This window comes from Streptomyces sp. HB132 (assembly GCF_016909575.1).
Lineage (GTDB): Bacteria > Actinomycetota > Actinomycetes > Streptomycetales > Streptomycetaceae > Streptomyces.
Window position 1 is genome coordinate 94,518 of the sequence record NZ_JAFBGA010000009.1, and the last position, 14,490, is coordinate 109,007.

A 14,490-nucleotide genomic window follows, 5' to 3' on the forward strand; every position below is an offset into this window, starting at 1 on the left:
CGCCCTGGGGGCAGCGGTTTCAACCACCCGAGGGTGGCAGCGGCTCGTACCGGGCGCGCTGTGCCTCGTGGGCGACCTCGGGGTCGTCGTCGTCCTCCAGCGTGGCCAGCACGCGCTTACGCAGAGCGAGGCTGTGGGCGCAGAGCAGGCGGAGGCCGGACCGCCGCACGTGCCGGGGGCGGCCGGGGGCCAACAGATCGGCCAGCCACGCCTCGGGGACCAGCAGGACGTACGGGACGAGCGCCTTCCGGGCGGTGCGCACCACCGGCGGATGCGGGTCGTTCATGACGGCCATCAGCTCGTCGGGGGAGACCGCGCCCAGCATGAGCAGCGAGGCGAGAGCCGCTGCGCGCACCCGGCCCTCCGGATGGGCCGTCAGCGGCCGCAGCAGGGCCGTCGCGTCGGAGGCTCCGGACTCGGTCAGGCCGAACAGCGCTCCCGGAGACAGGCCGGGCGCGGTGGGGTCGGCGCACAGCGCGCGGTAGATCTCCTGCGGGTCCCGGCCCTCCAGTCGCAGGACCAGACGGGCGGCGGAGCGCACGCGGGCCGACGGATCGGCCAGGCGGGGGACAGCCTCCGGGCCACGGCCCGCCCGGTGCAGTGCCGTCACCGCGGAGGACCGCGCCACGGCGGAGGAAGCGGTGAGCAGCGGATCGAGGAGACGCTCCGGGTCACCTGCGGTGACCCGGGCCAGCAGGGCGCCGGCGCACAGGTGCCGGACGTCCCGGTCCGGAGCGGTGAGGACGAGTTCCGTGAGTCCGGCGGGCGTGAGCAGTCCCTGCTCCAGGGACATCTGCGTGCCGAGGATCCGGACGCGGGGCACATGGCTCGCGCGGAGCCGGCCCGCCAGTCCGGCCGGCCGGGGCCCGGCGGCGGCCAGAACCCGTTCCAGGGCCCAGCCGCCGTGCGGGCGCAGGCTCATGCGCAGGGCCAGGGGCAGCAGAGCCGAGGGATCCGCCTCCTGCGTGCGCAGGGCCGCGTCCACGATGCGGCGGGCCCGTTCCCGTACCCGTATGTGACGGTCGGCGCAGCGGACCAGGAGCAGGGGCAGCAGTGCGGGCCTCCCGGCGGCGAAGGCCAGCGCGGCCCCGCGCACCTGCCACCGGTAGCTGCACAGCGCGATCACGGTCTCCGCCTCGCCGGGCGGGAACCGTGACCAGGTGACGTCGTGGGCCTCCTCGTCCCATTGGGGTGCGGCGGCCCGGTCGACGGATCCGCGACGGCCCGTACGTCGCTCGTGGAGCGGAGGCCGGACGCGCCCCCGGCGCGCGGTCGCCGACGCCATCTCCCGGTCGAGGCCGTCCCACGCCTGCGGATCGGCGGTGTCCATGGCCTGTGCCAGGGGCTTGCCGAGCAGAAGCCGGTCCGCCGGCGTGAGGTACCGCGTGGCGGACAGGGGAATCAGGTGCCGCATGAGCGCAGCATAGGGATCGTTCGTACCTCCCACCAGCAGCTTTGACAAAGCATACGGAGCATTGCATAGTTATGCTCTGTCCTCGAGGGCGCGGCCTGGCGCGCGGCCTCGTCCGATCCACGGCGGCACCACCGCCTCCCCACCGTGCGCGCGGGGCGGCGGTCGCACACCCACCCCTTGCACCACCGAGGAGCACGCAGTGAGCAACGGCACCGGCAACAGCGACGTACGCCTCTGGGGCGGCCGTTTCGCCGACGGCCCCGCCGAGGCGCTGGCCAAGCTGTCCGCCTCCGTCCACTTCGACTGGCGGCTCGCGCCGTACGACATCGCGGGCTCCCGCGCCCACGCGCGGGTGCTCAACAAGGCGGGGCTGCTCACCGAGGACGAGCTGACCCGGATGGCCGAGGGCCTCGACTCGCTCGAAGCCGCCGTCGCCGACGGCTCGTTCACCGGCACCATCGCGGACGAGGACGTCCACACCGCCCTGGAACGCGGGCTCCTGGAGCGCCTGGGCCCGGACCTCGGCGGGAAGCTGCGCGCGGGCCGGTCCCGTAACGACCAGGTCGCCACGCTCTTCCGCATGTACCTGCGCGACCACGCCCGGATCATCGGCGGCCTGATCGCCGAACTCCAGGACGCCCTGGTGGGGCTGGCCGAGGCGCACCAGGACGTTGCCATGCCCGGCCGTACGCACCTCCAGCACGCGCAGCCCGTACTCCTCGCCCACCACCTCCTGGCCCATGTGCAGCCCCTGATCCGGGACGCCGAGCGACTGCGGCAGTGGGACGAGCGGACCGCGGTGTCCCCGTACGGCTCCGGTGCGCTGGCCGGGTCCTCCCTCGGGCTCGATCCGGAGGCCGTCGCGTCCGACCTCGGCTTCGAGCACGGCTCCGTAGCCAACTCCATCGACGGCACCGCGTCCCGGGACTTCGTCGCCGAGTTCGCGTTCATCACCGCGATGATCGGCGTCAACCTCTCCCGGATCGCCGAGGAGATCATCATCTGGAACACGAAGGAGTTCTCCTTCGTCACCCTCCACGACGCCTTCTCCACCGGCTCGTCGATCATGCCGCAGAAGAAGAACCCCGACATCGCCGAGCTCGCCCGGGGCAAGTCGGGCCGCCTCATCGGCAACCTGACAGGGTTGATGGCGACCCTGAAGGCCCTTCCGCTCGCGTACAACCGCGACCTCCAGGAGGACAAGGAGCCGGTCTTCGACTCCTGCGACCAGCTCGAGGTCCTGCTCCCCGCCTTCACCGGCATGATGGCCACGCTCACCGTCAACCGGGAGCGCATGGAGGAACTGGCCCCGGCCGGCTTCTCGCTCGCCACGGACATCGCCGAGTGGCTCGTCAAGCAGGGCGTCCCCTTCCGGGTGGCGCACGAGGTCGCGGGCGAGTGCGTGAAGGTCTGCGAACAGCAGGGCATCGAGCTCGACGAGCTGACGGACGAGCAGTTCGCGAAGATCTCCGAGCACCTCACCCCGGAGGTGCGCACCGTCCTGAACGTGCCCGGCGCACTCGCCTCCCGTGACGGGCGCGGTGGGACGGCACCCTCGGCCGTCGCCGTGCAGCTGGCCGAGGTGAAGGCCGACCTGGTGACACAGCACGCCTGGGCCACCGCGCGCGGATGATTCGCACGCATCGCGGGCTACGTTGACGGGAAGGCGTTCGGAACCGACCCAGAGGAGCCCGCGATGCCCTTCGCCCGCCTGAACCGAGCGACCACCCCGACCTCCCACATCGGGCTCGGCCTGGCCGCCGTCGGCAGGCCCGGTTACATCACCCCGCACCGTGACCGCGATCTGCCCGGCGACCGCGGCGTCGACGTGCTTCGCGCCCGCACCCACGAACTCCTGGACGCCGCCTACGCCCAGGGCGTGCGCTATTTCGACGCCGCGCGCTCCTACGGTCGCGCCGAGGAGTTCCTCGCCGAGTGGCTGACCATCCGTCCCGACGTCACGGATGTGGTCATCGGGAGCAAGTGGGGCTACACCTACACCGGCGACTGGCGCGTGGACGCCGAGACGCACGAGGTGAAGGACCACGGACTCGCCGCCTTCGAACGGCAGCGCGACGAGACGGCCGCACTGCTCGGCGACCGGCTCGATCTCTACCAGATCCATTCGGTGACCGCCGACAGCCCCGCGCTGACCGACAAGGGCCTGCACGCGCGCCTCGCCGAGCTGGCGGCCGGAGGCACCACGGTCGGCTTCTCCGCGAGCGGCCCCGGACAGGCCGACGCCATCCGGGCAGCCCTCGCCGTGACCGTGGACGGTGAGCCCCTCTTCCGGACCGTCCAGGCCACCTACAACGCCCTGGAGACCTCCGCCGGAGCGGCACTCGCCGAGGCGCACGACGCGGGACTCACCGTGATCGTGAAGGAGGTCATGGCCAACGGGCGGCTCGCCGGGACCGAGGCGCCCGCAGTCGTACGGGAGATCGGCGCCGACGCCGGGCTGGACGCGGACGCCGTCGCCCTGGCGCTGGTGCTCCACCAGCCGTGGGCCGGAGTCGTCCTGTCCGGCGCGGTCACCGTCACCCAGCTGGCGGCCAATCTGCACGCGCCGCTGCTCGACCTGGACCCGGACCGGCTGGACAGGCTCGCCGCCCTGGTGGAGGAGCCGGAGGCCTACTGGCGCCACCGCGCCTCGCTGCCCTGGACCTGAGCCGGCAGGCCCGCGCGGGGCGGGACCCGGGCGCCCGCCCAGGCCCGAGCCGCCGCACCTGCCCGCCCGCCCGGCTGCGCCCGTTCACGCTCGAGCCGCCGGACTGCTCCGTCCGCTCACGCCCAGTCGGCGAGCACCTCGAAGTCCGCCCGCACCAGCCCCACCCAAGGGTCGATCCGCCTCAGCAGGGCCCGCCCCGGGTGGTGGGCGGCGACCCAGGCCGTGTCGAGGTCCGTGATCTCGTCGTCCACCCAGGCGAACGGACGTCCGTCCGCGTAGTCGACGACGTACCGCGTCTTCCAGTACGTCCCGTCCACCGTCACCGCGTGCATCGCGGGCCAGTCGATGTACGGCAGCGGGGGCAGCCCGATGCGGGGGCCGACCCACTCGTTCGCCTCGTCCTTCCAGGTGGTCGCCCAGACGAGTTCGTACCGGTCGGCGAGAGCCAGCAACTCACCGCCGTGGCCCGGGCTGAGCAGTACGGGCAGGGGCACCCCGGTCGTCCACCCCGTCGGCCGCATCAGGTGGCGCGTGTAGCCCTCGGGGGCGGTGGGGAGGGACAGCGCCGCATAGGGGTTGAGCGGACCGTCGATGTCGATCAGCAGCAGCGGCTTCATGGCGCCATGGTGCCCCGCCGGACCCCTGGCGACCCGCGCGACGACGCACCGGCCGCGGACGCGGCGGCCGACGCGTCCGAGCTCGAAGCGGCTGGACACGGCCTGCGCAATGATACGTTCATGTCTCAAATGGGCTAGTTTCGTCTCATGACTCTTGATCGTGAGCAGGTGCTGCGGAGCGCCGCCGCCCTGCTGACCCGCAAGTCCACGGCGACCATGGACGAGGTCGCACGAGCGGCCGGCATCGGCCGCGCCACCCTGCACCGGCACTTCGCGGGGCGCGATGCCCTGGTCGGGGCGCTGGAGAACCTCGGCATCCAGGAGTTCGAAGCCGCTCTGGACGCGGCCCGACTCGAGGAGGGCGGCGCCGAGGAGGGGCTGCGGCGGCTGATCACGGCCGTTCAGCCCGGTGCGGGACTGCTGTCCTTCCTCGTCACCGAGAACCAGCTGTTCGAGGGCGACCACGTCAACGAGGGCTGGAGCCGTCTCGACGCCCGGGTGTCGGCCTTCTTCCGTCGCGGCCAGGAGCGCGGAGAGTTCCGGATCGACCTCACCCCGGCCTGGCTGACCGAGGCCCTGTACGGCCTGATCGGCAGCTGCGCCTGGTCCGTGCAGGCGGGCCGGGTCGCTTCGCAGGACTTCCCGTACATGATCGTCGAGTTGCTCCTGGGCGGAGCACGCCGGAGCGTGGAGAAATGAGTAGCACCTTTTCGAGGGCGGGCGTCACGGGCGAACAGCACCATCCGGGCCGGTGGGTCGCCCTCACCGTCCTTGTCCTGGCCGTGCTGCTGGTCGCCGTGGACGCCACCGTCCTCGGCCTGGCCACCCCGTTCCTCAGTGAGGATCTCGAACCGACCGGCACCCAGCTGCTCTGGATCGGCGACGTCTACTCGTTCGTCATCGCCGGCCTCCTGGTCTCCATGGGCAGCCTCGGCGACCGCATCGGACGCAAGAAGCTGCTGCTCACCGGCGCCTCGGCCTTCGGGGCGGTCTCCGTGCTGAACGCCTACGCGTCGAGCCCCGAGATGATGATCGTGGCCCGGGCCCTGCTCGGTGTCGCCGGTGCCACCCTGATGCCGTCCACGCTCGCCCTGATCCGCAACCTCTTCCACGACCCGCGTGAACGCAGCCTCGCCGTCGGCATCTGGGGCGCGATGGCAGCGGCGGGAGCCGCCGTCGGCCCGGTCGTCGGCGGGCTCCTGCTGGAGCACTTCTGGTGGGGCTCGGTCTTCCTGATCAACCTGCCCGTGATGGCGGTCCTCGTCGTCGTGGGGATCAAGATGATCCCGGAATCGAAGAACCCGGCACCGGGCCCCTGGGACCTGCTCAGTGTGGGGCTCTCGCTGATCGGCATGATCGGCATCGTGTACGCGATCAAGGAGGCGGCCTCACATGGCCTGAGCTGGGAGAACGGTGCGGCTGCCCTAGGCGGCGTGCTGGCGCTCACCTGGTTCGTGCGCCGTCAGCTGAAGCTTCCCGCACCACTGCTGGACATGCGGCTCTTCCACCACCGGGGCTTCTCCGGCGCGGTCCTCGCCGACCTGCTGACCATCCTCGGCCTGTCCGGGATCGTCTTCTTCCTCTCCCAGTTCCTGCAACTGGTCCAGGGGCGTGGCCCGCTCGAGGCCGGCCTCGCCGAACTGCCCGCGGCCGTCGGCGCGGTGACGGCCGGGCTCCTGGCGGGAAGGGTGGCGCGCCGCTACTCCGTGCGCTCCGTGGTCGCCGTCGGGCTCGGAGCCATCGGTGTGTCGCTCGCCGTGGTCACGGTGATCCACAAGGAGACCGCCTACCCGCTGATCGGGGTGCTGCTCCTGGTGGTGGGCGTCGGCGCGGGATTCGCCTTCACCGTCACCTCCGACGTCATCCTCTCCAGCGTCCCGAAGGAACAGGCGGGCTCGGCGTCAGCGGTGTCCGAGACGGCGTACGAGCTCGGCGCCGCCCTCGGCATCGCGCTGCTCGGGTCCATCGTCACCGGTGTCTACAAGGGCTTCGGGACCCCCGAGGGCATCCCGGCCGCGGCCGAGACGGCTGCCCACGAGTCGCTGGGGGGAGCCGTGGAGACGGCCGCGCACCTCCCGGCGCAGCAGGCGGACGAACTGGTCACCGCCGCCCAGGAGGCATTCGTCAACGGGCTGCGGGTCTCGGCCGCGGTCGGCGCCGTCGTGCTGCTCGCGACCGCGTTCGCCGCGTGGTTCCTGCTGCGTGACCAGAAGCTGGAGGAGGGGATCATCCCCGACGAGTGAGTGGTGCGGCGAAGGGCGCGCCGCACCCGGCTCCACCCGTCCGGGCTCAGGCCGCCTTCGCCTTCGTGGCGTACATGTCGACGTACTCCTGGCCGGAGAGCCGCATCACCTCGGCCATGACGGAGTCCGTCACCGCCCGCAGGACGTAGCGGTCGCGGTCCATGCCCTCGTAGCGGGAGAACTCCATCGGCTCGCCGAAGCGGACCGTGACCTTGCCCGGGCGGGGCAGGCCGGCGCCACCCGGCTGCAGCTTGTCCGTGCCGATCATCGCGAAGGGCACGACCGGAGCGCCGGTCATCAGGGTGAGCCGCGCGATACCCGTCCGCCCGCGGTAGAGGCGGCCGTCGGGGGAGCGGGTGCCCTCGGGGTAGATGGCGAAGGCGTTGCCCTCCTCCAGCACCCGACGGCCCGTCATCAGCGCCGCGACGCCGCCGCGGCCACCGTCCCGGTCCACCGGGATCATCCCGCAGCCGGTGAAGAACCAGGCCATCAGCCGGCCCTTGAGGCCCTTGCCGGTGACGTACTCGTCCTTGCCGATGTAGAAGACGGGCCGGTCGCAGCAGATCGGCATGATCATCGAGTCGATGAACGTCAGGTGGTTGCCCGCGAGGATCACCGGACCGGTCCCCGGGATGTTCTCGACGCCTTCCACCTGGGGCCGGAAGAGCAGGCGCAGGATCGGTCCGAGCACTGCCTTGATGACCGTGAGTCGGGACAACGCATCCTCCGGTGTCGTGGCCGGGCGGCCGTGGCGGGAAATCGCGAGGGTCTGTGCAGGTGAGGACGATACTCGCGGGTACCGCCTCCGCGCACATCGGGTTCACCGAGCGGATACGCAGTGTTGACGTGTGTTTCCGCCATGTTCGTCCACGGGCTGCCCCACCGATGGCGTAGCTGCCTACGATCAAGCCTCCCCCGAAGGTGCCGGACATCACATGCGAGGAGCATTCATGACAGAGCGCGCGCAGACTGCACCCGGTCGGCGGACCCTCCTGGGGGCGGCCGTCCTCGGCACGGCCGCCCTCGGACTGTCCGGCACGGCCGAAGCCGCCGGGCGTGGCGCGCCCGACGCGCGCAGCGGCGGGCACGGCTCGTACCGGGACCTGCCCGTGCCCACCGTCATCGGCCACCGGGGCGCCAGCGGTTACCGCCCCGAGCACACCCTCGGCTCCTACCAGCTCGCCCTGGACATGGGTGCGCACATCGTCGAGCAGGACCTCGTGCCCACCAAGGACGGCCACCTGGTCTGCCGTCACGAGAACGACATCACCGGCACCACCGACGTCGCCGAGCACCCCGAGTTCGCGAGCCGCCGGACCACGAAGAAGGTGGACGGGGTCTCGCTCACGGGCTGGTTCACCGAGGACTTCACCCTCGCCGAGCTGAAGACCCTCCGGGCGAAGGAGCGCATCCCCGGCAACCGCCAGGAGAACACGCTGTACGACGGCCGCTGGGAGATCCCCACCTTCGAGGAGGTCCTGCGCTGGGCGGAGAAGGAGGGCCGCAGGCGCGGCAGGCCCGTATGGCTGTACGTCGAGACCAAGCACCCCTCCTACTTCAGGGGCCTCGGACTCGGCCTGGAGGAGCCGCTCGCCAAGCTGCTGCGCCGCCACGGCCGGCACCGGGCGGACTCCGCGCTCATCCTCCAGTCCTTCGAGCCGACCTCGATGCAGCGACTGTCGAAACTCGTCGCCACCCCCCGTGTCGTCCTGCTGTCCGGACCGAAGGAACGGCCCTGGGACTTCGTGGAGTCCGGTGACCCCCGCACCGTCGCCGACCTGGTCGAGCCCGCAGGGCTGAAGTGGATCGCGTCCTTCGCCCAGGGCATCGGCCCCACGCTGGACCTGGTCATCCCCAGGGACGGCGCCGGCCGGCTGACCACCCCGACGGCCCTGGTCGCGGACGCGCACGCACGGGGCCTGGTCCTGCACCCCTACACGATGCGCAACGAGAACACCTTCCTGCCCGCGGACTTCCGGCGCGGCACGGACCCCAACGCGTACGGCGACGTGTTCGGCGCTCTCCGGGTGTACTTCGAGGCGGGCATCGACGGGATCTTCTCCGACAACCCCGACACCGCGCTGCTCGCCGCCGCCGACTTCGCCAGGAGCTGAGGCATAGGGACCGGCTCTCCGGGGCCGAGGTCCCCTCACGCGGGCGAGGCCGGGGGCTCGCCCCGGACCGGGAGCGTCAGCGTTCCGGTCCGCATGCCCCGGTCGGGTGGAGCTCCCTGTGTGCGGCAACCCGCCGCACGCAGGGAGCGTTGACGGGGCATGACTCTTCTTGATCATGTCCCCGCGGCCCGGGCCGACGGGGAGGGCGGCAGGGGACGCGAGATCGTCCACGCCCTGTACGCGCTGGTGCGCGCGGAGGCGGCGGCCGAGGCACAGGCAGCCGGGGTCGAAGCCGCGGACCTCGAACAAGCGGTGTGGCTGCGGCTGCTGGAGCGCCGGACCGGCCCGGAGACGCCCCCTGATCCTGCCCGCTGGGTCCGCGCGGCCGTGCGGGCGGAGGCGCGCGTGGCCCGCCGGAGGACCCGGCGCGAGCGTGCCTACGCCGGCGGTGAGCCCCCGGGGGACTGGGCCGGCTGCCCCGAACGGATCACGGTGGGAGCCGACGAACGCCGGGCGCTGCGGGCCGCGGTGGGCCGGCTGCCCGGGAGATGCCCACGGTTACTCGAGGCGATGCTGGCCGCCCACGATCCGACATACCGTGAGATCGCGGGGGAGTTGGGTATGTCACAGGGCAGTTTGGGCCCCATGCGTTCCCGATGCCTCGGATGTCTGCGCAGAATGCTCGCGGCGGAGGTTGTAGCTCCTGAACCGTGGGGAATGGAGCGGTAGACAACCGGCGGATCAGGTGAGCGGGAGGCATGCACACATGGGCATGAGTGTGACCATCTCGGCGGCGACGGCACAGGACGTCGAGCAGATCTTCAGACTCCAGTACCTCTGTTTCCAGAGTGAGGCGGAGCTCTACGGCAACTACCGGATCGGCCCGCTCGTCCAGACCCTCGACTCCGTACGGGACGAAGTCGGCACGGACCTGGTGTTCGTGGCGCGGCTCGGCGACGAAGTCGTCGGCTCGGTACGCGGCTTCACCGACACGGACGGCACCGGCCGGATCGGCAAGCTCTGCGTCCACCCCCGGCTCCGCAACCACGGCCTGGGCACGCGTCTCCTGCGCGCCGCGGAATCCGGGCTGGCGGACGGGCGTTCGGCCACCCGATTCCGGCTGCACACGGGGGAGCGCAGCGAAGGCAATCTGCGGCTCTACCGCAAGGCCGGCTACGCCCGGGTGGGCGACGCCACCGGAGACGACGGTGTGCGGCTGGTCCTGCTCGAGAAGGACGCCACCGCGTCGGCCTACGCGGCGAGCGCCTGAACGACTCCCGCGACGCCCGGTGTCAGGCGTTCCGTGCGCGGCGCAGCCAGATCATCCCGGTGACCGGAAGGATCACCGGGATGAACAGGTAGCCCATGCCGAACCCCGACCACACCGTGCTGTCCGGGAAGGCGGACGGCTCCAGTCGCGTCCAGGTGCCGACGACCAGCACCCCCGCGAGCTCGGCGGCACAGCACACCAGAGCCGCCCTGCGCGCCTTCTCCCCGCCCCGCACCAGCGAGTACGTGATGAAGCCGTACACGACGGCGGCGACGGCCGAGAGGACGTACGCCAGTGGCGCCTTGCCGAAGTCCATGACCATCTCGACGATCGAGCGGGACGCGGCGGCCACGGTGAACACCCCGTAGAACCAGACCAGTACCCGGCCCGGCCCGGTGCCGAGTTCGAACCGCCGGGTCTGTCGCGGGGCGTCGTGCTCGGGGGCCGGGGAGGCGTGGGTCTCCGTGCGGTCGGTGTCGCTCAAGGTCAGTCTCCCCAGATGTCGTAGAGCCGCACTTCGAGCACGGCGAGCACGACCGCGCCGGCCGACACCGTCACCGAACCCCAGCGGGTCCGCTCCGACAGTGACAGGAAGCCCGCCGCGGGCACCGACGCGAAGGCGCCGATCAGATAGGCGATGAAGATCGTCATGCCCTGGTCGGGCCGTTCGCCGCGCGCCAGCTGAACGATTCCCACGAGCAGCTGCGCCAGGGCCAGCACGGAGACGACCGCCATGCCGATGAAGTGCCAGTCCTTGGTGGGCTGGTCCCGGTAGGCGGCGATTCCGCACCAGGCGGCGAGGGCGAGCGCGGTCACGGCGACCGCGATCGTCAGGGCATCAAGCATGAGGCGAGGGTATTACGGGCCGGCGGCTCCGCCGCGTGCGGCCCCGGGCGACGGGTGGGCGCGGGAGGGCGGCCAGGGATCGTGGCCTTTGCCACAGGGCGAGCACAGCATGATCGGGCCGCCGGTGGTGCGGTGCTCGGACCGGGTCGCGTCTTCGCAGGTCAAAGTGGTGTGCGTAGGGGCGGGGACTCCCGGCAAGGCGCGTCCACGACTGTCCGCTATACGGACGCGGTGGGTCGCGGGAACGTTACGTCTGTTTTACTTGGCCCATGACCACGACGAGCTACCGCAGCCCTGCGACCGAGGCGATCACGACGCCCGGTGCTCGTTGTATGTGTCGAATGCGCGCCTTCTGAGGGCCCCGCCCGAGCCTCGCGCCCCGAAGCGAGACCGAGCCCGCGCCGTCCGCACCCGGCGGACCGAGCCGGCCCCGGCCATGCCCCGCCCAACGGTTCCGCCGAGGGCCGGTCCATGCCGAGACTCCCACCGGTCAGCCACCGGCAGAAGTCTCACCAGCCGAATGCCCCGTGCCCGGCGGACACCGCGCCGTGCACTCGACAGTGACGGAAACCCTGTGATCACCACTTCGGGCCTCACGAAGGTCTACCAGTCACGCGGCCGTGAGGTCACCGCCCTGGACGGCGTGGACCTGCACGTCCGCGAGGGCGAGGTCTACGGCGTCGTCGGACAGAGCGGCGCCGGCAAGTCCTCCCTCATCCGCTGCGTCAACCTCCTCGAACGCCCCACCTCGGGCACCGTGACGGTGGCCGGCCAGGACCTCACGGCCCTCGCCGGCCGGGGCCGCCGCGCCGGCAAGGACCTCCGCCGGGCGCGCAGCCGTATCGGCATGGTCTTCCAGCACTTCAACCTGCTGGACTCGCGCACCGTACGGGACAACGTCGAACTTCCCCTGGAGATCCTCGGGCTCTCCGGACAGGCGCGCACCCGCAAGGCGCTCGAACTCCTCGACCTCGTGGGTCTCTCCGACAAGGCGAAGGCGTACCCGGGTCAGCTGTCCGGAGGCCAGAAGCAGCGCGTCGGCATCGCCCGCGCCCTTGCCGGCGACCCGGAGGTGCTCCTCTCCGACGAGGCGACCTCCGCGCTCGACCCCGAGACCACCCGCTCCATCCTGCAACTGCTGCGCGACCTCAACCAGGAGCTCGGCCTCACCGTCCTGCTCATCACGCACGAGATGGACGTCGTCAAGACCGTCTGCGACTCCGCGGCGCTGATGAAGAAGGGGCGCATCGTCGAGTCGGGCACCGTCGGCTCGCTGCTGGCCACACCCGGCTCCGAACTCGCCCACGAACTGTTCCCGGTCGGCGGGACCGCCTCCGGCCCCGGCTCCACCGTCGTCGACGTCACGTTCCACGGCGAGGCCGCGGCCCAGCCGGTGATCTCGCAGCTCTCCCGGACGTACAACATCGACATCTCGATCCTCGGTGCCGCGATGGACACCGTCGGCGGCAAGCAGATCGGCCGCATGCGCATCGAGCTGCCCGGCGGCTTCGAGGAGAACGTCGTACCGATCGGCTTCCTGCGCGAGCAGGGACTCCAGGCCGAGACCGTGACCGACAGCACCGACAGCACCGACAGCACCGACAGCACCGACAGCACCGCCGGCATCCCCTCCCAGACCCCCGCCACGATCACCAAGGAGGTGGCGAAGTGACCTGGTCCGAAATGCAGCCACTGCTCTCGCAGGGAACCATCGACACCCTCTACATGGTGCTCTGGTCCACCCTCGTCACCGTCGTCGGCGGGCTGCCGCTCGGCATTCTGCTCGTCCTCACCGACAAGGGCGGACTGCTGCAGAACACGGTGGTGAACAAGGTCATCGGCGTCATCGTGAACATCGGCCGCTCCCTGCCGTTCATCATCCTGCTGATCGCCCTGATCCCCTTCACCACCTGGGTCGTCGGCACCTTCATCGGCCCGTCCGCGATGATCGTCCCGCTCGCCATCGGTGCCATCCCCTTCTTCGCGCGGCTCGTCGAGACAGCGGTGCGCGAGGTCGACCACGGGCTCGTCGAGGCCGTCCAGTCCATGGGCGGATCGATCCCGACGATCGTCCGCAAGGTCCTGCTGCCGCAGGCGCTTCCCTCGCTCGTCTCCGGCGTGACCACCACCGTCATCGTGCTCATCGGCTACTCCGCGATGGCCGGCGCGGTCGGCGGCGAAGGGCTCGGCTCCAAGGCCGTCACCTACGGATTCCAGCGCTTCGACAACCAGTTCATGCTCATCACCGTCGTGCTGCTCATCGTCATCGTGACCGTGGTCCAGCTGATAGGTGACGGGGCCGTGCGCCTGCTCGCCCGCCGGGGCCGCACCACCTCCTGACCTTCCCTCCCCCCGAAGCCCGAACTCCTTGTCCGGGCGCACCACCTTCACCACCGGAAAGAGGCACTCTTCGTGCGTAGGAACATCAAGATCACCGCCGTCGCCGCAGCCACCGCCGCGCTCGCCATCGGGCTCAGCGCCTGCGGTACGGACTCCGACCCGGCCTCCAAGGGTGAGACCGGCGCCGAGGCGGACACCTCCAAGGCGCTCGTCGTCGCCGCGTCCCCGACGCCGCACGCCGACATCCTGAACTTCGTCAAGAAGAACCTGGCGGAGAAGGCCGGCCTCAAGCTGGAGGTCAAGGAGTTCACGGACTACGTCCTGCCGAACACCGCCACCGAGAACGGCCAGGTCGACGCCAACTTCTTCCAGCACAAGCCCTACCTGGACGACTTCAACAAGAAGAACAAGACCCACATCGTCCCGGTGGTCGACGTACACCTCGAGCCCCTCGGCCTCTACTCCAAGAAGATCAAGGACGTCAAGGACATCAAGGCCGGCCAGACGGTCGCCGTCCCGAACGACACCACCAACGAGGGCCGTGCGCTCCAGCTGCTCGCCGAGAACGGGCTGATCACCGTCAAGGACGGCGTCGGCACCAACGCCAAGCTCAGCGACATCACGGACAAGAAGGGCCTGGAGTTCAAGGAGATCGAGGCCGCCACCGTGCCCCGCGCCCTGGACGACGTCGACGCCGCGGTCATCAACGGCAACTACGCCATCGAGGCCGACCTGAAGCCGGGCCAGGACTCCCTGGTGCTGGAGAAGGCCGACGGCAACCCGTACGCCAACTTCCTGGCCGTCAAGGACGGCAACGAGGACGACCCCCGGGTCCAGAAGCTCGCGAAGCTCCTGAACTCCGACGAGGTCAAGAAGTTCATCGAGGACACCTACAAGGGCTCGATCATCCCCGCCTTCGGGGAGCCCGCCAAGTCCTGACCCCCGCGCACCAGTTGCCGCACGAGCCCCGCACACCCG

General features: G+C 71.0%; 15 protein-coding genes. 10 read left to right on the plus strand and 5 right to left on the minus strand.

Features of this window, described 5'->3' with window-relative positions:
• Positions 1–19: 19 nt before the first annotated feature.
• Complete coding sequence (locus JOC24_RS20865; protein WP_205021871.1) at positions 20–1,414, minus strand: hypothetical protein; 1,395 nt, start codon at positions 1,412–1,414, stop codon at positions 20–22.
• Between the two features lie 199 nt (positions 1,415–1,613).
• Between JOC24_RS20865 and argH the strand changes: the two genes are divergently transcribed.
• Positions 1,614–3,047, plus strand: a complete 1,434-nt coding sequence (gene argH / locus JOC24_RS20870) for an argininosuccinate lyase (protein ID WP_205021872.1) — start codon at positions 1,614–1,616, stop codon at positions 3,045–3,047.
• 63 nt (positions 3,048–3,110) lie between these two features.
• Positions 3,111–4,082, plus strand: a complete 972-nt coding sequence (locus JOC24_RS20875) for an aldo/keto reductase (protein ID WP_205021873.1) — start codon at positions 3,111–3,113, stop codon at positions 4,080–4,082.
• A 116-nt stretch (positions 4,083–4,198) separates the two neighbouring features.
• Here JOC24_RS20875 and JOC24_RS20880 read toward each other — a convergent pair whose 3' ends face one another.
• A complete protein-coding gene (locus JOC24_RS20880; RefSeq protein WP_205021874.1) occupies positions 4,199–4,699 on the minus strand; it encodes an HAD domain-containing protein in 501 nt (166 codons plus the stop codon).
• 147 nt (positions 4,700–4,846) lie between these two features.
• On the opposite strand from JOC24_RS20880, the gene JOC24_RS20885 reads away from it, so the two are divergent.
• Together JOC24_RS20885 and JOC24_RS20890 are read left to right on the plus strand one after the other, a co-directional pair.
• Entirely contained in the window at positions 4,847–5,398 is a 552-nt protein-coding gene (locus JOC24_RS20885; RefSeq protein ID WP_205021875.1) for a TetR/AcrR family transcriptional regulator, read from the plus strand.
• Positions 5,395–6,942, plus strand: a complete 1,548-nt coding sequence (locus JOC24_RS20890) for an MFS transporter (protein WP_205021876.1) — start codon at positions 5,395–5,397, stop codon at positions 6,940–6,942. The genes JOC24_RS20885 and JOC24_RS20890 overlap by 4 nt, the downstream gene beginning before the upstream one ends.
• A gap of 46 nt (positions 6,943–6,988) precedes the next feature.
• Here the strand turns inward: JOC24_RS20890 and JOC24_RS20895 are convergent, their stop codons facing one another.
• Positions 6,989–7,660, minus strand: coding sequence for a lysophospholipid acyltransferase family protein (locus tag JOC24_RS20895; protein ID WP_031097601.1), 672 nt, complete (start codon positions 7,658–7,660; stop codon positions 6,989–6,991).
• 232 nt (positions 7,661–7,892) lie between these two features.
• On the opposite strand from JOC24_RS20895, the gene JOC24_RS20900 reads away from it, so the two are divergent.
• The 3 genes from JOC24_RS20900 to JOC24_RS20910 all read left to right on the plus strand — a co-directional run bounded on the left by JOC24_RS20900 (position 7,893) and on the right by JOC24_RS20910 (position 10,326).
• Positions 7,893–9,056 (plus strand): glycerophosphodiester phosphodiesterase, encoded by a 1,164-nt coding sequence (locus JOC24_RS20900; protein WP_205021877.1) that lies wholly within the window; start codon positions 7,893–7,895, stop codon positions 9,054–9,056.
• A gap of 159 nt (positions 9,057–9,215) precedes the next feature.
• Entirely contained in the window at positions 9,216–9,785 is a 570-nt protein-coding gene (locus JOC24_RS20905) for a sigma-70 family RNA polymerase sigma factor (protein ID WP_205021878.1), read from the plus strand.
• 37 nt (positions 9,786–9,822) lie between these two features.
• Positions 9,823–10,326 (plus strand): GNAT family N-acetyltransferase, encoded by a 504-nt coding sequence (locus JOC24_RS20910; RefSeq protein ID WP_205021879.1) that lies wholly within the window; start codon positions 9,823–9,825, stop codon positions 10,324–10,326.
• A gap of 22 nt (positions 10,327–10,348) precedes the next feature.
• Here JOC24_RS20910 and JOC24_RS20915 read toward each other — a convergent pair whose 3' ends face one another.
• Both JOC24_RS20915 and JOC24_RS20920 read right to left on the minus strand, forming a co-directional pair.
• Positions 10,349–10,810, minus strand: a complete 462-nt coding sequence (locus JOC24_RS20915) for a hypothetical protein (RefSeq protein ID WP_205021880.1) — start codon at positions 10,808–10,810, stop codon at positions 10,349–10,351.
• Between the two features lie 2 nt (positions 10,811–10,812).
• Positions 10,813–11,172 (minus strand): hypothetical protein, encoded by a 360-nt coding sequence (locus JOC24_RS20920; protein ID WP_205021881.1) that lies wholly within the window; start codon positions 11,170–11,172, stop codon positions 10,813–10,815.
• Positions 11,173–11,746: 574 nt separating this feature from the next.
• Here JOC24_RS20920 and JOC24_RS20925 point away from each other — a divergent pair.
• The 3 genes from JOC24_RS20925 to JOC24_RS20935 all read left to right on the plus strand — a co-directional run bounded on the left by JOC24_RS20925 (position 11,747) and on the right by JOC24_RS20935 (position 14,451).
• Positions 11,747–12,844, plus strand: coding sequence for a methionine ABC transporter ATP-binding protein (locus JOC24_RS20925; RefSeq protein WP_205021882.1), 1,098 nt, complete (start codon positions 11,747–11,749; stop codon positions 12,842–12,844).
• A complete protein-coding gene (locus JOC24_RS20930; protein WP_205021883.1) occupies positions 12,841–13,512 on the plus strand; it encodes a methionine ABC transporter permease in 672 nt (223 codons plus the stop codon). The genes JOC24_RS20925 and JOC24_RS20930 overlap by 4 nt, the downstream gene beginning before the upstream one ends.
• Before the next feature lie 72 nt (positions 13,513–13,584).
• On the plus strand, positions 13,585–14,451 hold the full coding sequence (locus tag JOC24_RS20935; protein WP_205021884.1) for a MetQ/NlpA family ABC transporter substrate-binding protein: 867 nt from the start codon (positions 13,585–13,587) through the stop codon (positions 14,449–14,451).
• The last annotated feature ends 39 nt before the right edge of the window (positions 14,452–14,490 follow it).